Below are 18,396 nucleotides of genomic sequence, written 5' to 3'. Positions count from 1 at the left end.
CGAGCGAGGGCGCGGCGGAGCGCCTTGCTGACGTCTTGGTGGCAGCGAAAGCGCCGGCGTTCGGCTTCCGGTAGACGGTGCCGCTTCCCGCCGCTGGCGTTCGACGATCACGAACGGTAACGAGCGCCGGCTCCCGCGCGCTGCCGGCTTCGTAGCTGACGTGGTGATGCGCCCCACCAACGTCGAGCGGCGCGGGTGAAGGACGCTTGCTCGCGAAAACCGCACATGTGGGTGATCTGGCCGAAGGGAAGGTCGGTGGTGGTGACGAGCAACAGAGCCTGATCGCGGCGCGCCTCGTCGACAAGTGTCTGGTACGTCGTCCCGTGCGCAGCGAGTCGTCGATGGAGGGTCCGTGGGTGGATGGAGAACACCTTGGCTACGGCGGCTTGGTCGACGAATCCCGTTCCGAGGAGGTGCCGTAGTGCGCCTCGGGTGCGCTCCACCAGGTCGTCGTCGGCGCGCGAGGTGGTCCGGTCCAGGAAGGCGACCGCGAGGTGCTTCAGGGCTTCGTCGCCGCCGGCGAGCGACCGGGACGGGAGGCTTGACGGGATCCTCAGCACTGCCGCGTCTTCCACGGGTGCCCGGAAGGTGACCTTGGCACCGAAGAACTCTTCGTAGATGTCAGTGCGCGCCGGACACTCGTAGGGGAGCATCACCTCGCGCAGACCGTAGTCCCCGTCGCTGAGGTGGGTGATGCCTCGGTGGATGAAGCCCATGGCGAGATCGACGGCCTGGGCAGGGCCACGTGGGCGCGCGGGTCGGTAGTACAGCGCGCTGACGCCTGGTTCTTCTCGAGGGTCGTCCCGCAGCTCGAAGGACACGAACTGACTGTGGACGAAGAGATAGGTGTTGACCACGTCCAGCGCGCTTCCCAAGGTCGGGCAGTTCATCAGGGCGATCGCGAGCGCACCCAGGACGGTGATGGACTGGCGGTCAGCCATCTGCAGACCGAGGTCGTGACAGCCCAGCTCCTCGACAACCAGCTCCAGCATGGCGGCAGAGCGATGCGCCTCGACCAACACGTCGTCCTGGTCGAGAGCGCGAGGATCCAGCCCCGCCCTTTCTGCGAACGTGTCGGCCTGGCCTCCGAGTTCTGCGACCACCGAGCGGAAGCCGCGCAGACTGGCCGAGCGAAAGTACATGCTCACCTGTCCAGCGTGTCAATGATGTCCGTTCATGACAAGAAACTGTCTGCTGAAGACAAGTTTTACGCTTCGTGCTCGCGTTCACTGTGACCGTGACGTTTCTCCTCCAGGAGGCCCAGTGACCGAGTCATCCGAGCGCCAGATCGTCGGCGCCGAGGTGCCACGAGTCGTCGCAGCGCGCCTGAACGGGACCTCGCGCGACGACGGCGCCAAGGTTGCTCTGGTCATCGAAGGCGGGGGGATGCGAGGCATCGTCTCTGCGGCCATGGCGACCGCGTTGGAGGAGAGCGGAATCCTGCCAGCCGTCGACATCGTGGTCGGCACATCGGCTGGTGCCGTCAACGCCGCCGCTACGGTTCGTGGCACGATCAGCGGGCTCACAGATGCGTACGCCGACGTCTACTCGTCGCGCGAGTTCATCGACATCCGTCGGCTGTGGAACAGAGGCCGACCCGTCGTGGACAGTGCGCGCATCGTCTCGCACATCGATCAGCTGTTCGGTGTCGGCGACCTGGTCGGGGATTTCGGCCCTCGGCTCGCGATGGGCGCCACAGACATCGACGCGGCAAGGGCAGAGGCGCTGACCGGTTTCGCCGACCGGACCGACCAGCTGTCGGCTATCCATGCCTCCGGGCTGCTTCCGATCCTGGGGGGTCCGCCCATCAGCTTCCGCGGGAGGCGGTGGCTGGACGGCGGGATCCTGGAGCCGGTGCCCGTGGCAGCGGCAGCGACCCTGGGGGCCACGCATGCCATCGTCCTGGCAACACGACCTCGCGGCTTCGGACCGACCTTCGGAGCATTCGACCGCGTGATCCAGCGTTATCTGCACGGACTCAATCCGACGCTCGGGTCCGCGTACGCACAGCGGCCGGCGCGGTACCGAGCGGTCCTGGAGGCGACGGCCGGAGGCTCGTGCTCAGGCGTCAGGACGGTGCTCTTTGCTCCTGATGCCGCGGTCCGGCTCCCGGGCAGACTCGAACGCGACGCCCAGCTACTTCGATCGACAGGGCGCACGGTCCGCGACGAGACCCTGCGGCAGCTCGCCACCTGGCAGGTCGCAGCGTGACGGCGCGGCGTGCCGTCGCGACCCGTTCGAGGGAGGTCCGGCCCGCGCAGGGGTACGGGTCGGACCTCCCCCGAGTGGGGTTCAGCCGTGCGCGAAGGTGATGTTCGGCAGCGCTCGCTTGAGCCAGGCCGGGACGTACCAGGCGGCGTGGCCGGTCAGGCGCAGCAGGACCGGCAGCAGGACCAGGCGGACGAGGAACGCGTCGAGAAGGACGGCGACGCCGAGCACGACCCCCATCTCCTTGGGTGGCAGCGGTCCTGAGAGGGCGAAGGTGAAGAAGACCGCGACCATCACGGCGCCAGCGGCGAAGATGACTCGTCCGGAGTGCGCGAGGGAACCGACCATCGCCTCATGCGGATCGCCGCTGCGCTCGTAGTGCTCCTTCGCCGAGGCCAGCAGGAAGACCGTGTAGTCCATCGCGATGGCGAAGATCATGGCGAAGAAGAAGACCGGCGCCCATGCATCGAGGAAGCCCTGGCTCTCGAAGCCGAGCAGTCCTGCGCCCCAGCCGTCCTGGAAGACGAGGCGGGCGACGCCGAAGGCGGCTGCGGTCGAGAGCAGGCTGACGAGCGTCCCAAGCAGGGAGATGAGCGGTGCCTGCAGGGCGATGAGCAGGAGCAGGAAGCCGAGTGCCAGGACGACGCCGATCACGAGCGGGGTGGAGTCGTCCAGCTGGGACTTCAGGTCCAGGTTCTCCACGCCGGCACCACCGACCCGAGCGGTGTCGGGCAGGTCGGCGCGCAGTCGCTCGACGGTCGTGGTGAGCGCGGGGTCCGACGGATCGACGGTCGGGACGGCCTGGATCATCGTCAGGTCCGAGCCGTCGGGTGCGCGCTGGGCCGGCATGGCGGCGGCGATGCCGTCGTCGGCGGCGAGGGTCTTCGCTGCGGCCTGTGCCTGGTCGTTCGCGACGACGATCTGCAGGGTGCCCGGTGCGCCCGGTCCGAAGGCTTCCTGGACGCGGTCGTAGCCGACACGGGCTGAGGCGTCCTCGGGAAGCACCTTGATCGAGGGCATCGCCGTGCTGAGGCCGACGACGGGTGCAGCCAGGGCGAGGAGCACCACGAGGGCGGCGCTGCCCCACAGGACAGGGCGGCGCCAGAGACGCTCTCCCCAGGCGGCGAAGCGACGCGACCGGTGTTCCCCGGTCCTGACCCAGGGCAGGGCCAGCTTGTTGATGCGGTGGTCGAGCTTGACCAGCACCAGCGGCAGCAGGGTCAGCGTCGCGGCGAGCACGAAGACGACGGACAGCATGATGCCGCCGGCCATCGATCGGAAGGACGGCGAGGGCACGAGCATGACCGCGGACAGCGAGATGAGCACGGTCAGGCCGGAGAGCAGCACAGCCTTGCCGGCGGTGTCCATCGTCTCCGCGATGGCGCGTGGCGCGGACAGCTTGGCTCCCATGCGGGCGGCGCGGTAGCGGACCACCAGGAAGAGCGCGTAGTCGATGCCGAGGGCGAGGGCGAACATCATGGCGAAGTTCATCGCCCAGATGGAGACGGGGACGAGCTCGTTGATGAGGACCAGCGAACCGGCCGAGGCGACGAGTCCGGACAGGGTGAGCAGGAGGGGGAGTCCTGCGGCGACGAGGGCGCCGAAGGCGATGACGAGGATGGCCAGCGTCACGGGCCAGGAGACCATCTCCGACTTCAGCATCGCCTCGAGGTTGGCCTCGTTGAAGTCTGACCAGAGCAACGAGGAGCCGGTGGGATTGACGTCGATGCCGTCGCCGGACAGGTCCTGCAGCGGGCCCTTGAGGTCGGTCGCGACGCGGACCATCTCGTTGGTGTCGGCGCCTGCACCGGCAAGCACGATGGCGGTCGAGCCGTCCTGACTGAGGGTCGCGCCGGGCTGGGGCGCGACGACGTCGGCGATCCGGGGCTCGTCCTTCAACAGTGTGGCGACCCTGGCGAGGGTCTCGGCACCGCGACCCTCGGTGACGGGCCCGTCGTCGCTGTGCACGACGACCTGGATGGCCGAGGATGCGTTGCCGCCGAAGTGCTCGCGGGCGAGCTCCCGGGCGGCGACGGACTCGGAGCCGTTGGCCTGCCAGCCGGCGCCGGAGAGGTTGTGCTCGACCTTGGGAGCGAAGACTCCCAGGCCGATGACCAGCATCAGCCAGGCGATGGCCACGATCTGGCCGTGGGTGGTGACCCAGATCCCGAGGCGCCCCAGTGGACCTGAGGAGATCCGCGCCTCCTGTCCGGGAGCGGGTGGGTCGATCGTCGATGTCATGCGGTCTCCAAGTGCTCGAAGGGCCGGAGGGGAGACCAGTCGTATCCCCCCGGGGGGTTCGACCAGGACCGTAGCATATCCCCCCGGGGGGATGTAGAGTTCGAGACGACGGCGCCGGCCGGCGCCTCGGAACGGAGGAGTGAGATGACCGAGCTGACCATGAGGGTGAGGACCGCCCGGGGCTACGAGGAGACCGTCGGGTTGGTGCGAGCCAGCCTCGGCGAGGCGGGTTTCGGCGTGCTCACCGAGATCGACATCCAGGCGACGCTGAAGACCAAGCTCGATGTCGACGTCGAACCGCAGGTCATCCTCGGCGCCTGTCGTCCCCAGCTCGCGCACGCCGCGATGCAAGCCGACCCGTCCATCGCGGCGCTCCTGCCGTGCAACGTGGTCGTGCGCGCAGACGGGGCAGGGACCGTCGTCGAGGCCTTCGACCCCCGGGCCATGACCGCCATGGTTCCTCAGTCCTCTGCTGGTCTGCGCGAGATCGCCGCCGATGCTCGTACTCGTCTGCGCGGCGCCCTCGAGACGGTGGAGAACGCCTGATGCCCGACGCCGCGGCGATGGGTCTGGAGCCCGCTGAGATCAAGGCCATCATCACTCGGATGAAGCGCGCTCACGGCCATCTCGGCAGTGTCATCCGCCACGACGGGGGGCCCGTCGCCTGTCAACGGTCGCTCGCAATTTCCGCATCGGATGAGGTCGAACACCCCAGAACGACACCCGGTGCAAGAGCTGCGTCCGTGGACCGCCGGTCCGGTGGGCAGGTGCAGGTCGAAGTGTTCGGGGTCAGTTCATATCAGCGTTGGGCCCCTTACCCCGCGCGCCGCACTCGAAGACGAGTCGCCTCGCGTCGCTACGCCCAGAGCGTCGAGCCGAACCTGAACCACACCGCGGCCGCCACCGCGACGTACCAGAGCATGATGATGAGCGCCGTCCAGTTGCGCAGGAACTGACCGAGCGACGAGCTGGTGGCGAGGTGAGAGACGGCTTCGCGGCTACCGATGACGACAAGCGGGATTACGGCTGCCCATACGACCATGCAGTAAGGGCAGAGCCGGCCGATGTCGTAAAGGCTCTGTGTCTGCAACCAGGTGATGAAGGCTGCGGCGAAGACCAGACCCACCTGGAAAGCGCCCCAGAAGAGTCGTGGCATCCGACCATCCAGGAACAGCAGGACACCGAGCAGCACAACTCCCGTAAACCCGATCAGGCCTGGGACTAACGGGTCAGTTCGAACTCGTACTGTCCTGAGGTCGCGAGCGACTGAATAGGCAGGCCCGGCTTTGAGACGCGTTTTTCGGCGGCTCGTCGTACGCTGTGCGGGTGATTGCCGCACTCTGCGAACGCGCCGAGCGGGCTCGTCGGCCATGGGGGAGGGCATTAGTTCTCCGAACCATGGGTGCGGGTTAGCTGATGCCCGACCACTCCTGGCGTGGGGCCTTCGCCTTACCACTGGAGTGCGCTCGAACCGTATGAGCTGTTCGGATGCAGCGAGTTCACCATCGTTGCTGAGAGAAACCTAAAGATTCATCTGGCGAAGTCTGTTCAAACCTTGCGCAAGTGTGGTCTGATCTGACTAACCTCGAGGCTGCCTGGGAGTGCTTCAGCGAGACGAACCATCCGCGAGGCGTAGATCAGCAGAGATGTGCGTCGGCGGCCTGAAGTAGAGGGTCCCCAGTATGCGTGGACGTCTTACCCGTTTTGTGCTCCTGCCCACGGTGACGGCGGTTGCCGCCGGTGCTCTGATCGGTGGCCCGGCCATCGCCGAACCGGAGGGCAACAAGGTCGAGTTCCGCATTCCTGAGGGCCAGGCTTCGAAGAACAAGGACTTCGGCGATGCCTCAGAGGTCGGGGAGGCGATGGCGAAGGCGCGGGAGACGAAGAAGCGTGTCGAGATTCGCTCGGAGCGCGACGAGCGCCGCACGGTGTTCGTCAACCCTGACGGGACGATGACCCAGGAGACGAGCGAGGCACCGCGTTTCGCCGAGACCGACCACGGGGTCTTCCAGCCCCTGAATCCTGATCTCGCTCCTGAGGGTGGGCGGCTGGAGCCTGAGGTGTCTGATGCCGATGTGTCGTTCTCTGCAGACGGCGCTGGTGAGCTCACGCGGCTCGACCTCGGCAAGGGTCGCTCGATCGGCCTGAGCTTCGACGCAGAGCTGGCGGCGCCCACCGTCGACGGCGCGACCGCCTCGTACAGAGTGCAGAGCGACGCGCCGGAAGCGTCTGCCACTCCTTCGCCTTCGTCATCAGCGGATGAGCAGAGTCCGACGTCCGATGTGGCTGTGGTGACCGGTACGCGAAGTGGGGGTTTCTTCACCCACCTCACGCTGGACGGTGCACCGGACTCTGCGCCGGAGTACCGCTTCCCGCTCAAGAGCGAGGGACTGACTCCTGTCCTCGTGGGCCAGGTCTTGTCGTTCAAGGATGGTGAGAATACGGTGGCGCAGTCGCGCCCGTTGAAGATGTGGGACGCGCAAGTCGACGAGGCCGGCGACCCGGCTGCACCTGTCGATGTCGATGCTTCCCTGGAGACCGAGGATGGCGGCCAGGTCCTGATCTTGCGTCCCTCGATGGAGTGGTTGCAGGCCGAGGGTCGTCAGTACCCCGTGGTCATCGATCCCGACATCGCGCCGGTGAGTCCGGTGGGGGACACGTGGGTTTTCTCCACCCAGGCTTCGGATGATCCGCGAAGCTCGGACCCCGGCCTGCGAGTGGGCTCGGACGATGGATCGCGCGCATTCCGTTCGATCATCTGGTTCCGCTACAACCGGTTCGTCGGCACCAATGTCACCAAAGCGACGCTGAATCTCAAGCAGTACTTCAGCGCGGCTGGCTGCACTGCCAAGACGACGGTCTTCACCCCCACCACCTCGGGAGACTCGACGGTCTCGGACATCACATGGTCTAACAAGCCGAACGAGTCGACTGACAACCGGTGGCGTATCAGCCCTACCTTCAACCGGAACGGAACCACGTCCGGCTGTGCAGCGGGCCCGCAAGCCATTGATGTGACGTCGATGGTCAATGGCTGGTCAGGCAAGCACGCTGGATCGGGCAACTTCGCTTTCGCCGACTCCTCGTCGGCCTTCGGCGCCACCCTTAATCGACAGTCCATCCAGCTCCATGCTGGTGTAACGCCCACCGAAGAGCAGGATGCGACTCGTCAGAAGCGGTTCTGCTCCTCGGACTGGGTCTCGAGCGCTACCTACTGCGACAGTGCCTCAGTCGTTCCTACTCTCTCGATCACGTACGACCCTGAGATCGGCAGTCAATCCTGGTACTCGATGACGGATCACCCGTTCAACAGCTACTCCTCGCTGTCGGTCAACAACCGCAACGGCAATCTGCTCGTTTCCGCCACCGACGGGAAGATGAATGGCGTCGGCCTCAATCTCGACCTCGCCCGCACCTACAACTCACAGGCGACGGTGACGAACACGTCGATCGGCAAGGGCTGGAACCTGGGCATCGGTCCTGACGTCTGGTTGCGAAAGAAGTCTGGTGTCCGCTTCGACTACAACGGTCCCTCCGGCACGATTCTCGGGTCTTTCGTCCGGAAGAGCGCGACCTCGACTAACAGTGCCTTCAAGGACTTCTCGACACCGATCGGCGGTATCGGCTCGGACCTCAAAGAGACGGACACCGGCTTCACGTTGACCTTCAGGAAGTCACGTCAGAAGTTTGACTTCGATCTCGTCGACTCGAGCGGGAACGCCTACCTCACGAAGATCCGCGACCGCTCTGACAACGCGATCACCTTCGGCTACAACGGGACGATCAACAACCGTCCGAAGCTGGCGACGATCACCGACAGCGGCGGTCACGTCCTGAACGTGACGTACAGCGGCAATGCGATCACGGCCATCACGGAAAGCACCAATTACACGCAGAGCTCCGGTGGCGCGCGCACCTGGGCCTACGCCTACGACAGCAGCGGACGCCTCACCGGTTTCACGAATCCGGAGAACAAGACCACGACCTACGCCTACACCAGCGGCGGTCTGCTCTCAAGAATCACCGGCCCGGCACGCACGAAGCCTGACGGCAAAGCGAACACCGGCGAAACCGAGATCACCTACGGGGTCAACAGCAGCGGCGAGGCACAGGTGCAGACCGTCCGCTACCGCTGGGACGACGACGCGGCAGACGCTGCCTGGCACATGTTCACTTGGTCTTATCCGACCAGTCGGCCCACGGTATGCAACGGCAACGGATCGCTCTGGACGACCGTGAAAGACCCTCGAGCGAACACGACCACCTACTGCTTCGGTCAGCGCAACGACTCGACTGGCAAGGGCAAGACGTGGGTCTACGACCCCAAGGGCAACATGAAGTCCCAGGACTACACCGCCGACAATGCACCTGAAACCTTCACCAGCGCGACCGGCGCCACGACCGTGAACAAGTACAGCGGCGGCGCGCTGCAGGATCGCCTCGAGAGCGTCACCGAACCGAAGAACAGCAGCGGCGAGAACGCAGCAAGTGCGGGACTGCAGTACAACGCCCCCAGCACCACCGAAGGCGGCGCCTACCTCCCGACCGCCGCCCAGTCGCCCTCGGGAGACTGCAACGAGTACGGGTATGACGCGAAGGGTCGAACCACCACTGCGTACACCGGCATCACACCTGAGGCAGCAACCAGCACGTCGAGCGGTGCGCAGCGCAATGGCTGCAAGACCTCTAGCAGCGGCTTTGACGCAAAGTTTGAGCGACGCTACAAGGACAACGGCACCGTCTCTTCCTCCTGGGACGGCAATGCGCAGGACTCACCGACCGACGCCGAAAAGACCATCTACACGTACTGGGCGGACGGAGACACCGGCTACATCGCGGGCTCGGAGGGTCAGTTGAAGTCGGTTCGTAAGCCCGGCGGTGACTGCTCGACTGGGTCCTCGCGGAAGCTGTGCACGAGCTTCACCTACGACGGCGCTGCCCGTGTTGACACGACGACGGACGGCCGCGGGAAAGTCACCAAGTACCAGTACGACCGCAACGACAATGTCGTGCGCGCGATGTTCGACACCAACGATCTCGCGTGCAGCCTCAACCTCGGCGTCTGCATCGACTACACCTACGACGCTGAGCAGAACCTGCTGCAGCGCTCGCTGACGACCACGTCGCGCACCTCGGCCTTCTACTACGACCGGATGAACCGACTCGTAGGCAAGACTGTCGGCGTCGACGCGAACACCTTCGACTTCTCTACCTCGGCGTACGACGGCGTCGGCAACATGGTCTACGACCAGACCTACGTAACTGGGGCACCGGATTCGGTCGAGATGGTCTTTTATCACGACAGCGCCAACAGCCTCTACCGAGTCCTCGACTACAAGTCCACCCCGACGTTCCGGTTCGACTTCGAGACCGACAAGGACGGCCGAGTCACCTCGGTCGCTCCGACGTCAGCATCGTCTGGCAGCACGATCGTGAAGTTCGCCTACGACTACACCACATCCGGGCGACCAAAGTCGATGCGCTGGCTCACCCCAGGCGGCACCGAGCAAGCGAAGATCGCCTACAACTACTCCGTGTCGGTGCCCGTCGGTGGTGGAAGCGCCATGTTCGACACCCCGCAGATGCAGTCGCGCACGACAACCGGCACGGGCGCTGCGTCGAATCAGACCGGCACCATCGACTACGACTACGACAAGCAGCGACTCGTCAAGGCGACCGACACCAACGGCACCGACTACGAGTACACCTACGACAAGATCAGCAACATCACCAAGGAGATCGCAGGTAGCACCACCACCCGCTACGGCTACAACAAGGCAGGCATCCTCTGCTGGGAAGGCAGTACTGCCGGAGACAGCGCAAGCCCGTCGAGCTCGACCGCAGGGTGCCCAAGCACCCCATCGGGCAACACCACCATCAACGCCGACAACGCCGGCAACAGCCTGGGGACGAGCGCCAACCCAATCACCGTGAACCAGCTCAACCAGGTCGACCAGATCGACGGCAACGCCCAGACCTACCTCGACCAGGGCAACGACCTGCGCCAGACCAGCGCAGGCAACCGCGAATATGACTCAGGCCGCGGCGTTACCGGGATCAAGCGCGGCAGCACCTACGAGTACTACATCCGCGACACCAATGGCACCCTGCTCGCCAGCCAGGTCGGCTCGACCCTCACCTACGCAGCGTCGGAGCCCAACGGCAACATCACCTGGCTCATGAACAACTCAGGCTCACGCGTCGGCTCGTACAAGTACGCCCCCTACGGGGCTACGACGTTGACCGGAACGCCCGCAGCTGCGAACCCCTTCCGATGGATTTCAGCGCAACAGGATGACCGCGCTTCCGGTGCAGCTGGTTCGTACAAGCTGGGCGCGCGCTACTACGACGGTCGCGGTCACTTCACGCAACCTGATCCAGTAGCGGGAGGGTTGGCGGATCCGCGAACTATCGCGGCCTACAATTATGGCAACGGCGATCCTATCAACTTGGCTGACCCCTCTGGATATTTCGACATCCCTAATCCGGTCGGTTTCCTCAAGTTTGCAACAAAGCGAGCACCTGGTGTTTGCTATATTGCAAACGCGGTTCAAGACACGGATAATTCATTCAAGGACGATTTGAATGATCTCAACACCTGCTTCAATCCGTATGCGTTTGTGCAAGATGCGATTGAGGACTAGTTCATGGATAATGAGACCAATGCCCGCAATCTTCTGTGGTGGTCATTCGGGTTCGCAGTCCTGCTGAACTTGATCGCATCTGTGGCGGACCTGCAAGGTTCTGTTTGGTTTGCGCTCAGAGCCGTCGTCGCGGGAGTGTTCACAGTCGCGCTGGGCTGGTGGATTTTCGAACGCGTTCGACATCGGTAGGGCCGGGGGCTGGGCGGAGAGCACGCGGACGCTTACCGAACTCTTCGTCGAGAGTTGTGTTGCTCGCACGCGCCACCCTGCCGAGGGCTAGCGTGCGGCATGCGGATCCCCTGTGAGATGCGGCAGTTTTTTTGCGACGGTTGTGAGGCAGAGGAGCTTTAGAGCTACGCCAGCGATGCTTCAGCGGGCTGCGATCACAGTGGGTGTGTCGGCAACCTCGGGGTGAGCGGGAGGTCGTCCGCTGGCAGAACTGGCGTGGCGATCTGCGCTCATGGAGGCGAGCCTTCGCCCCGTCGGAAACGTTTGGGTGCGCACGACCTCGTATGACCGTCTCGACCAGAGCGAGAAGTCAGCGGTCAGCTTCTTCCTCGGGATGGCGCAGGCCCAGTTGAGTTGTCATCAGTTGCTCAACGTGTCTTCGTTGGTCCACATCGACACCTACTTGAGAGCCATCGGAAAGCCATCGAAGAAGTCGCGACCAGACCTCCTTGGCTATGACTGGCTCACGGGTACTGCGGTCGTTGTCGAGGCGAAGGGGCGAACTCACGGCTACAGCGACAAGCTAGTGAACGATGCCAAGGCTCAGGCGATGAAGCTGCCTGCTCTTGCCGGTCACTCTTCCACCTCGATCGCGTCAATCGGATGGTCAATCGAGCCCGTGCCAGTTGATCGGCGAGTACTCGGCGCATCTGGGACGTGCCCAGATACAACAAATGCCCCTCCGGTCGAACCGTAACTTTGGCTACCGGGCACCTCGACGACCGCGTCGCAGAGAGACCCGCGTTGGCCGGGGCGGCACGAGCAGGTGGCTTGTTGAACGAAACGTACCGGAGCCCATCAGATGCCGGCTGTCGAGAGTTCGCCGCTCAGCATCTGGCATCTGATGTGCGTTCTGGAAAGATGGACTGATGGGGCGTTCAACGTCGTGGGCTGCCACTCCCGCGAGTCGCAGAGTGATGCAGGCGAATCGCCCGACTGATACCACACCGGAACTGGCAGTGCGTCGACTGCTCCACGCTGCGGGCCTGCGCTATCGCGTGAACTATCGCCCGCTTAGTCATCTGCGGCGAACCGCCGATATTGCCTTTACGCGCCACCGCGCAGCCGTCTTCATCGACGGGTGCTACTGGCATTCTTGCCCGGAACACGGGACCCTCGCCAGGGCCAATCGCGAGTACTGGTCCGCCAAGTTGGAGGAGAACGTAGCGCGAGATGCCGACACCAATAGCCAGCTCACGAAGGCTGGATGGACGGTCATGCGATTTAGGTAACACGAAAAGCCAGAGGATGTCGCGATGCGCGTCATAGCATCGGTGCGATCCATTGAGTAGCCCACCAGGTCCCGTCCCAACACGGAGGAACGTTCGGTGAAGACCATCGTGCTCGATACGAACGAGCTGGCGCGCGATTGGATGCTTGGAGGCCTGAAGTATCAGTTATTTGAGCACCTTCACCACACAGCGACATTTGAGGTCTACATTCCCGCGGTCGTGTTTGAGGAACTCGTCGCCAGCCATGGCCGCGCAGTTAAGAAGATCGAGGCGTCTACCCGTCAGGTCGAGCGTGAGAGACGGCGTTTGGGGCTTGCCCCAATGGGCTCCACGGCGGAATCCTCGCTCGACTATCGCCAATACGTCGAGGAGCAGTTTGATGAGCGGTTGTCATTCACGGTCCTTCCTTGGCCGTCAGTTTCTCACTTCGATCTCGCAATGCGCGCCGTTACCCGCACGCCCCCGTTCAGTGAGAAGGGGACTGGCTATCGAGATGCCCTGATTTGGACGGACGTTGTCGATCTAGCGAGCAACGGTCACGACGTTGCGTTCGTCTCTATGGACAGGGCTTTCGCTGACGAAGACGGTGAGCTCGCGTCTCTGTTGCATGCGGAGATCGACCCGCTGCCCGGATCTGTCGAGCTGGTTCGTGATTTCACAAGTTGGCTTATCGATTCGCTTCCCTGGAACTCGGTAACGGATCTTGCCACAGCGGTTAGCTTGAGTCGCACCTCGGAGTTCTATGACTGGTACCTGAACTCAGATTTTCAGGACGAGCTCGTTCCTACCGTCGAAGATCTCGGCTTCAGGACGCCTCCGACCTCGTTCGAGATCATCGACGTCAGGTGGGACGGTGAGTTCATGCCGATCGAAGGTGCCGTGACTGACGATGAAGGACTAACTCTGGTCGAGTACGACCTAGGGCAATCAGTCGCTTTCCGAGCTGAATTCGAGCACGGGGCTGAACTCGAGTCCGGCTGGTCTGTCAGAGAGGTATCTCATCCGCGCGGATTCGCAGTTGAGGGCTCGATCGACATGAGAGCACGAGTAGCGGTCCTCTACGGCGGCGAGTTCGGTTTCGGCATCGAGCAGTTGTCGTGGCGTCGTGTGGACGGACTAGGCCCCGGGGTCAGTGCCTCACTGGGCCGTTAGCAGTTCAACGGAGGGGGAGTTTGATGAGCTACGTCAGCCGCTTCCCGTGTGGCCGAACATGGGCGCCTCCGTCGCGCAAGATTCGGAGCACGGTGCTCTTACCGACTCCGAAATGCTGCGCGGTTTGAAGCGCGCTGACATTGCCCTGCTCGTAGTAAGCGATGATCAGCGCGCGTAGCCCGTTGGTCAGGCGCGCTCTAGTACGCTGAGATTTCGGGCCTGAATCGGGATGATCGGAAGGTTCGAACTCCTGTCCTCGGGTGTTGAGATTGACCTTCGCCAGCACTACCAGAAGGGGAATCGAAAGAACCCGCGCCCCTCGAGGGTCGCGGGTCCTGCCGTTCCCGGCCCGACCCATGACGATCGTCGACCGGACCCTGGACGCGTGCGCAGTTGCCCTGCGAACGTCATGGAGCGGCATACGCTCGAGCCCGTGACAGAGCGGAGTGCAGGACGGCCTTCCGGTGGACCGTTCATGGTGCTGGGTGCTGTGGGCATCGTCTTCGGCGACATCGGCACGAGCACGTTGTACGCGATGAGCGCGGTGCTCCAGGCGGACACGTCGCGAGGCGACGCCGTCGCGCGGCCGCTCGTCTACGGCATGGTCTCGACCATCGTCTGGTCGATGATGCTGATCGTGACCGTGCTTTACGTGCGCCTGCTCCTCCGTGCCGACAACGACGGCGAGGGTGGTCTGCTCGCGCTGGTCGGGCTGCTGCGCCAGCGGCTGGCGCCAGGTCGGGTGCTGGCCGTGGTGAGCCTGCTCGGCGTCTTCGGCGCGGCGATGTTCCTCGGCGACAGCGTGATCACCCCGGCGATCTCGGTGCTCTCGGCCGCCGAGGGGCTCGAGCTGCTCAACCCGTCGTGGTCGCACGTGGTCGTGCCGTTCGCGTTCGCCGTCCTCGTCGGCCTGTTCGTGATCCAGCGGTTCGGCACCGGCAGGATCGGCAGGCTGTTCGGGCCCGTCATGGTCGTGTGGTTCGCCTCCACGGCGCTCTGGGGAGCGCTCGCCGTCGCGAAGGAGCCCTCGGCGCTCGAGGCGCTCTCGCCGCACTGGATCTTCCTGTACTTCCGCGACGAGCCGCTGATCGCCTTCCTGTCGCTCGGATCCGTCGTCCTGGCGGTCACGGGCGCGGAGGCGTTGTACGCCGACCTCGGGCACTTCGGCCGCCAGGCCATCGCGAGGGCGTGGGTGTTCGTCGTCCTCCCGGCACTCGTGCTCAGCTACCTCGGACAGGCGGCAGCGGTCGCCGGCTCGTCGACGGCCGTGGGCAACCCGTTCTTCGCCATCGTGCCGGGCTGGGCGCGGCTGCCGATGGTGGTCGTGGCGACGCTGGCCACGATCATCGCGTCGCAGGCGGTCATCTCCGGCGCGTTCAGCGTCGTCCACCAGGCGTCGCGGCTCGGCTTCCTGCCGCACCTGCGGACGACCCACACCTCGCGACGACACGCGCGGCAGATCTACCTGCCGGCCGTGAACTGGACGCTCGGCCTCGCCGTCCTGGCGGTCGTCCTCATCTTCCGCAGCTCGGCGTCGCTGGCGTCGGCCTACGGGGTCGCCGTCACGTCGACGATCACCGTGACGACGCTGCTCTACCTCACCTACCGCTGGCGGCGCGACGGCAGGGTGTCGCCGGGGTTCCTGGTGGGCGCGGCCATCCTCCTCGTCGAGCTGGTCTTCCTCGCGGCGAACCTGCCGAAGATCCGTTCCGGCGGCTGGCTCCCACTCGGCATGGGCGCGATCCTGGTGCTGACGATGACGACCTGGCGGGCCGGCCAGCGGCGCATCGAGGCCGCGCGCGCCGACGCCGAGGGACCGGTGGAGGACCTCGTGCCCCGCATCCGCGCGACGCAGGCAGGGCTCGCCCGCGTGCCGGGGACGGCCGTCTACCTGACCCGTGGGCCGGGCGTCGTGCCGATCGCGCTCGACGCGATGCTCGACCTCAACCACGTCCTGCACACCACGACCGTCCTGCTCAGCTGGGAGTCCGTGGACGTGCCCGCGGTCCGGCACGACGAGCGCGTCGTCGTCGACGTCCTGGACGACCCGACCGACGGCATCGTGCACGTGCACGCGACGTTCGGCTACCGCGAGAGGCCCGACCTCCTCGCGGTGCTGGAGCAGGCCATCCCGCTCGCGGAGGGCGAACTCGACCACGTCGACCTCGACCGCGCGATCTACTTCACCTCCGTGCCGGTCGTGAAGTTCAGCCCGCGGTCGGGCATGCCGCGCTGGCGTCAGAGGATCTTCCTCACGCTCGTGCGGCTGAGCCCGGACCCGGTCGACGTCCTGCGGCTGCCGCGCGAGCGCACCATCAGCGTCGGTCGGGAGATGCCGTGGTGAGCTCGAGAGGGTTCGCGTCCGGTGGGTCGAGGCCACCGTCAGGACGCGAGACGACCCGCACGAGCACTGGTCGTGACTGATACTGGCTGGACAGAGCACGGGAGGTCATCGTGAAGATCATCGACGAGGCGGCGTCGCTGACGCGCTGGGGACTCAACCATGCGCTGCCGCGCGTCGGGATCCAGGCCGGGGCGCGTCGCGGCGACCTGCAGGCTCGCCTGATCATGGCGACCTCGACCGGCAGCGACAGCCAGGCAGGGGGAGGCCTGCCGCTCGACCTCTTCGAGGAGGTGCGCGCGAGCGGGGCGCTGCACAAGAGCGCCTTCGCGTACGTCACGGCCACGCACCCGGTCGTCAAGGAGGTGCTCGGCAGCCCCGACGTGCACGCCGGCGTCGACTTCGGCACGGGCGGGCTGCTCGGCCCCGTGCGTCGGTGGGCCGACAGCAGCACCCCCATCGGACCGCTGACGCCGCCGTCGCTGCTGTCCGTCGAGCCGCCCGAGCACACCCGGTACCGCAAGCTCGTGACGCGCGTCTTCTCCGTGAAGGCGGTGCGTGGACTGCAGGACCGGACCCAGGACATCGCCGACCAGCTGCTCGACGACCTCGCCAGCAGCGACGACGAGACCGTCGACCTCGTCGAGCGCTACTGCGCGCTCCTGCCGGTCACGGTCATCGCGGAGATCCTCGGGGTCCCGCACGACCAGCGCGACAAGGTGCTCGAGTTCGGCGAAGGGGCCGCGCCCAGCCTCGACCTCGGGCTCCCGCTGGGACGCTTCCGTGCGGTGGAGCGCTCGCTACGCGCATTCGAGCGCTGGCTCGACGACCACATCGCCGCCGTCCGCCGCGACCCGGGCGACGACCTGCTCAGCCAGCTCGTGCTCGCGCAGGACGACGACGGTGTCGAGCTGACCGACCTCGAGCTCAAGGCGACCGCCGGCCTCGTGCTCGCCGCCGGGTTCGAGACCACCGTGAACCTGCTCGGCAACGGCATCGCCCTGCTCCACGAGCACCCCGAGCAGCTCGAGCTCCTCCAGGAGAAGCCGGACCTGTGGTCGCGTGCGGTCGACGAGGTGCTGCGCTACGACCCGCCCGTTCTCCTCACCGGCCGCAGCATCGTCAACGACACGGTGCTCGGCGGGCGCGAGGTGCCGCGCGGCTCCGTCGTCACGACGCTGCTCGCGGGCGCCAACCGCGACCCCGACGTGTTCGCCGACCCGCAGCGCTTCGACGTCAGCCGCGAGAACGCCGACCAGCACGTGTCGTTCTCCTCCGGCCGCCACTACTGCCTGGGCGCCGCCCTCGCGCGTATGGAGGGCGAGGTCGGGCTGCGCACCCTCCTCTCCCGCTACCCGAACTTGACCCTCCAGCCCGGCGCGGAGCGACGCTCGACGAGGATCCTGCGCGGCTACGCGGCGTTACCAGCTCGTCTGGACGGTTGAGGGTCCCCGGGATCGCCGGGATCCGAGAGGGCACTCGATGAGTCATGTCTCGCCTAAGGCGGCCTTTGGTCAGTGGATCGAGGACGTGCAGGCTTCGGCGCAGCTCCACCCCGGTGTGGAGCATCTGGAGAGCACGCTGGAGCACTTGCGAAGAAGTGCTGTCACGGAGTCGGTCGACCGTCAGTTCGCAGTCTCACGACTCGGTGATCTGGCCCAGGAGTGGCCACTCGGGGCGGTCGAGATCTTGGAGTACGTGCTTCGAGACGCCCGGTGGCCGGAGCTCGAGACCTTGCTGCGGGAGGTCCGGAGCGGAGCGGAGGACTTCCGGCACAGAGATCTCGCACGGCAGGTCCTCGAGGTGTACGACGAGGACTGGCCCGCCGGGGAGATCTATCGGCGGTACAGATGAGCGTCGCTCACCGTGCCGTCGATCGTTGGTGCAGCTCCGCCGATCCTGCTCCGGCGATTCGCCACCGGTCTCCGCGATACTGGCGAATCTCGTCCTGACCCTCGCTGCTCTCGCTCGCCTCCCCATGCCGTGGTGAGGGAGTCGACGCGGCGCGACGTCTAGAGGCGATCGTCGTCCGCCGCCCGAGGCACGGATCTCGGAGTGTCGTGTGCTGCGGAAGTCGTGCGGACGTTTCTCCCAGTTCCGAGGACACGGCGACGAAACCGCTGTTACGTTGCGGGTCGACCACGGTGCCAGGAGCTCCGCCGCGACGCGGCGGTGCACCGCGGTCCTCACCGGCCCCGCAGCCACTTTCTTGGGAGAACTCATGCTTCGTCATGCCATCACGCCTGCCCGCGGGGGAGGGGGACGATCGCGCCGTACGGCCGCGACCGCGCCCCGGTCCCTCGTGAGCGTCGCGACGCTCGTCGCGCTCGTCCTGTCCGCCCTCGCGTTC

At 65.5% G+C, this 18,396-nt stretch carries 11 protein-coding genes; 8 read left to right on the top strand and 3 right to left on the bottom strand.

Annotation, left to right across the window (positions count from 1 at the left end):
* Positions 1-107: 107 nt before the first annotated feature.
* Entirely contained in the window at positions 108-1,142 is a 1,035-nt protein-coding gene (locus A6Q81_RS09940; protein ID WP_286690353.1) for an AraC family transcriptional regulator, read from the bottom strand.
* A gap of 121 nt (positions 1,143-1,263) precedes the next feature.
* Between A6Q81_RS09940 and A6Q81_RS09935 the strand changes: the two genes are divergently transcribed.
* The gene (locus tag A6Q81_RS09935; RefSeq protein ID WP_286690344.1) at positions 1,264-2,211 is read left to right on the top strand and encodes a patatin-like phospholipase family protein; all 948 of its coding nucleotides are present in this window, start codon (positions 1,264-1,266) and stop codon (positions 2,209-2,211) included.
* 81 nt (positions 2,212-2,292) lie between these two features.
* Here the strand turns inward: A6Q81_RS09935 and A6Q81_RS09930 are convergent, their stop codons facing one another.
* Positions 2,293-4,449, bottom strand: coding sequence for an MMPL family transporter (locus A6Q81_RS09930; RefSeq protein ID WP_286690343.1), 2,157 nt, complete (start codon positions 4,447-4,449; stop codon positions 2,293-2,295).
* A gap of 144 nt (positions 4,450-4,593) precedes the next feature.
* Between A6Q81_RS09930 and A6Q81_RS09925 the strand changes: the two genes are divergently transcribed.
* Positions 4,594-4,995, top strand: coding sequence for a DUF302 domain-containing protein (locus tag A6Q81_RS09925; RefSeq protein ID WP_067855948.1), 402 nt, complete (start codon positions 4,594-4,596; stop codon positions 4,993-4,995).
* A gap of 310 nt (positions 4,996-5,305) precedes the next feature.
* Here A6Q81_RS09925 and A6Q81_RS09920 read toward each other — a convergent pair whose 3' ends face one another.
* Positions 5,306-5,641 (bottom strand): vitamin K epoxide reductase family protein, encoded by a 336-nt coding sequence (locus tag A6Q81_RS09920; RefSeq protein WP_502692813.1) that lies wholly within the window; start codon positions 5,639-5,641, stop codon positions 5,306-5,308.
* Positions 5,642-6,131: 490 nt separating this feature from the next.
* On the opposite strand from A6Q81_RS09920, the gene A6Q81_RS09915 reads away from it, so the two are divergent.
* From A6Q81_RS09915 to A6Q81_RS09890, 6 genes are all read left to right on the top strand, one after another.
* Positions 6,132-11,093 (top strand): RHS repeat-associated core domain-containing protein, encoded by a 4,962-nt coding sequence (locus A6Q81_RS09915; protein ID WP_286690340.1) that lies wholly within the window; start codon positions 6,132-6,134, stop codon positions 11,091-11,093.
* A 1,097-nt stretch (positions 11,094-12,190) separates the two neighbouring features.
* A complete protein-coding gene (locus A6Q81_RS09910; RefSeq protein WP_083516297.1) occupies positions 12,191-12,553 on the top strand; it encodes a very short patch repair endonuclease in 363 nt (120 codons plus the stop codon).
* Positions 12,554-12,649: 96 nt separating this feature from the next.
* On the top strand, positions 12,650-13,705 hold the full coding sequence (locus tag A6Q81_RS09905; protein ID WP_067855957.1) for a PIN domain-containing protein: 1,056 nt from the start codon (positions 12,650-12,652) through the stop codon (positions 13,703-13,705).
* 433 nt (positions 13,706-14,138) lie between these two features.
* Positions 14,139-16,049 carry a potassium transporter Kup gene (locus tag A6Q81_RS09900; RefSeq protein ID WP_286690339.1) on the top strand — a complete coding sequence of 637 codons (1,911 nt, stop codon included), beginning with the start codon at positions 14,139-14,141 and terminating at the stop codon, positions 16,047-16,049.
* Positions 16,050-16,159: 110 nt separating this feature from the next.
* The gene (locus tag A6Q81_RS09895) at positions 16,160-17,491 is read left to right on the top strand and encodes a cytochrome P450 (RefSeq protein ID WP_286690338.1); all 1,332 of its coding nucleotides are present in this window, start codon (positions 16,160-16,162) and stop codon (positions 17,489-17,491) included.
* Positions 17,492-17,528: 37 nt separating this feature from the next.
* Positions 17,529-17,900 carry a hypothetical protein gene (locus tag A6Q81_RS09890; protein WP_286690337.1) on the top strand — a complete coding sequence of 124 codons (372 nt, stop codon included), beginning with the start codon at positions 17,529-17,531 and terminating at the stop codon, positions 17,898-17,900.
* Positions 17,901-18,396: the final 496 nt, after the last annotated feature.

Source organism: Aeromicrobium sp. REDSEA-S38_B2, assembly GCF_001628525.1.
Lineage (GTDB): Bacteria > Actinomycetota > Actinomycetes > Propionibacteriales > Nocardioidaceae > Aeromicrobium > Aeromicrobium erythreum.
The sequence above is the reverse complement of the archived record's forward strand: the minus strand, read 5'-3'. Positions and strand labels throughout refer to the sequence as shown.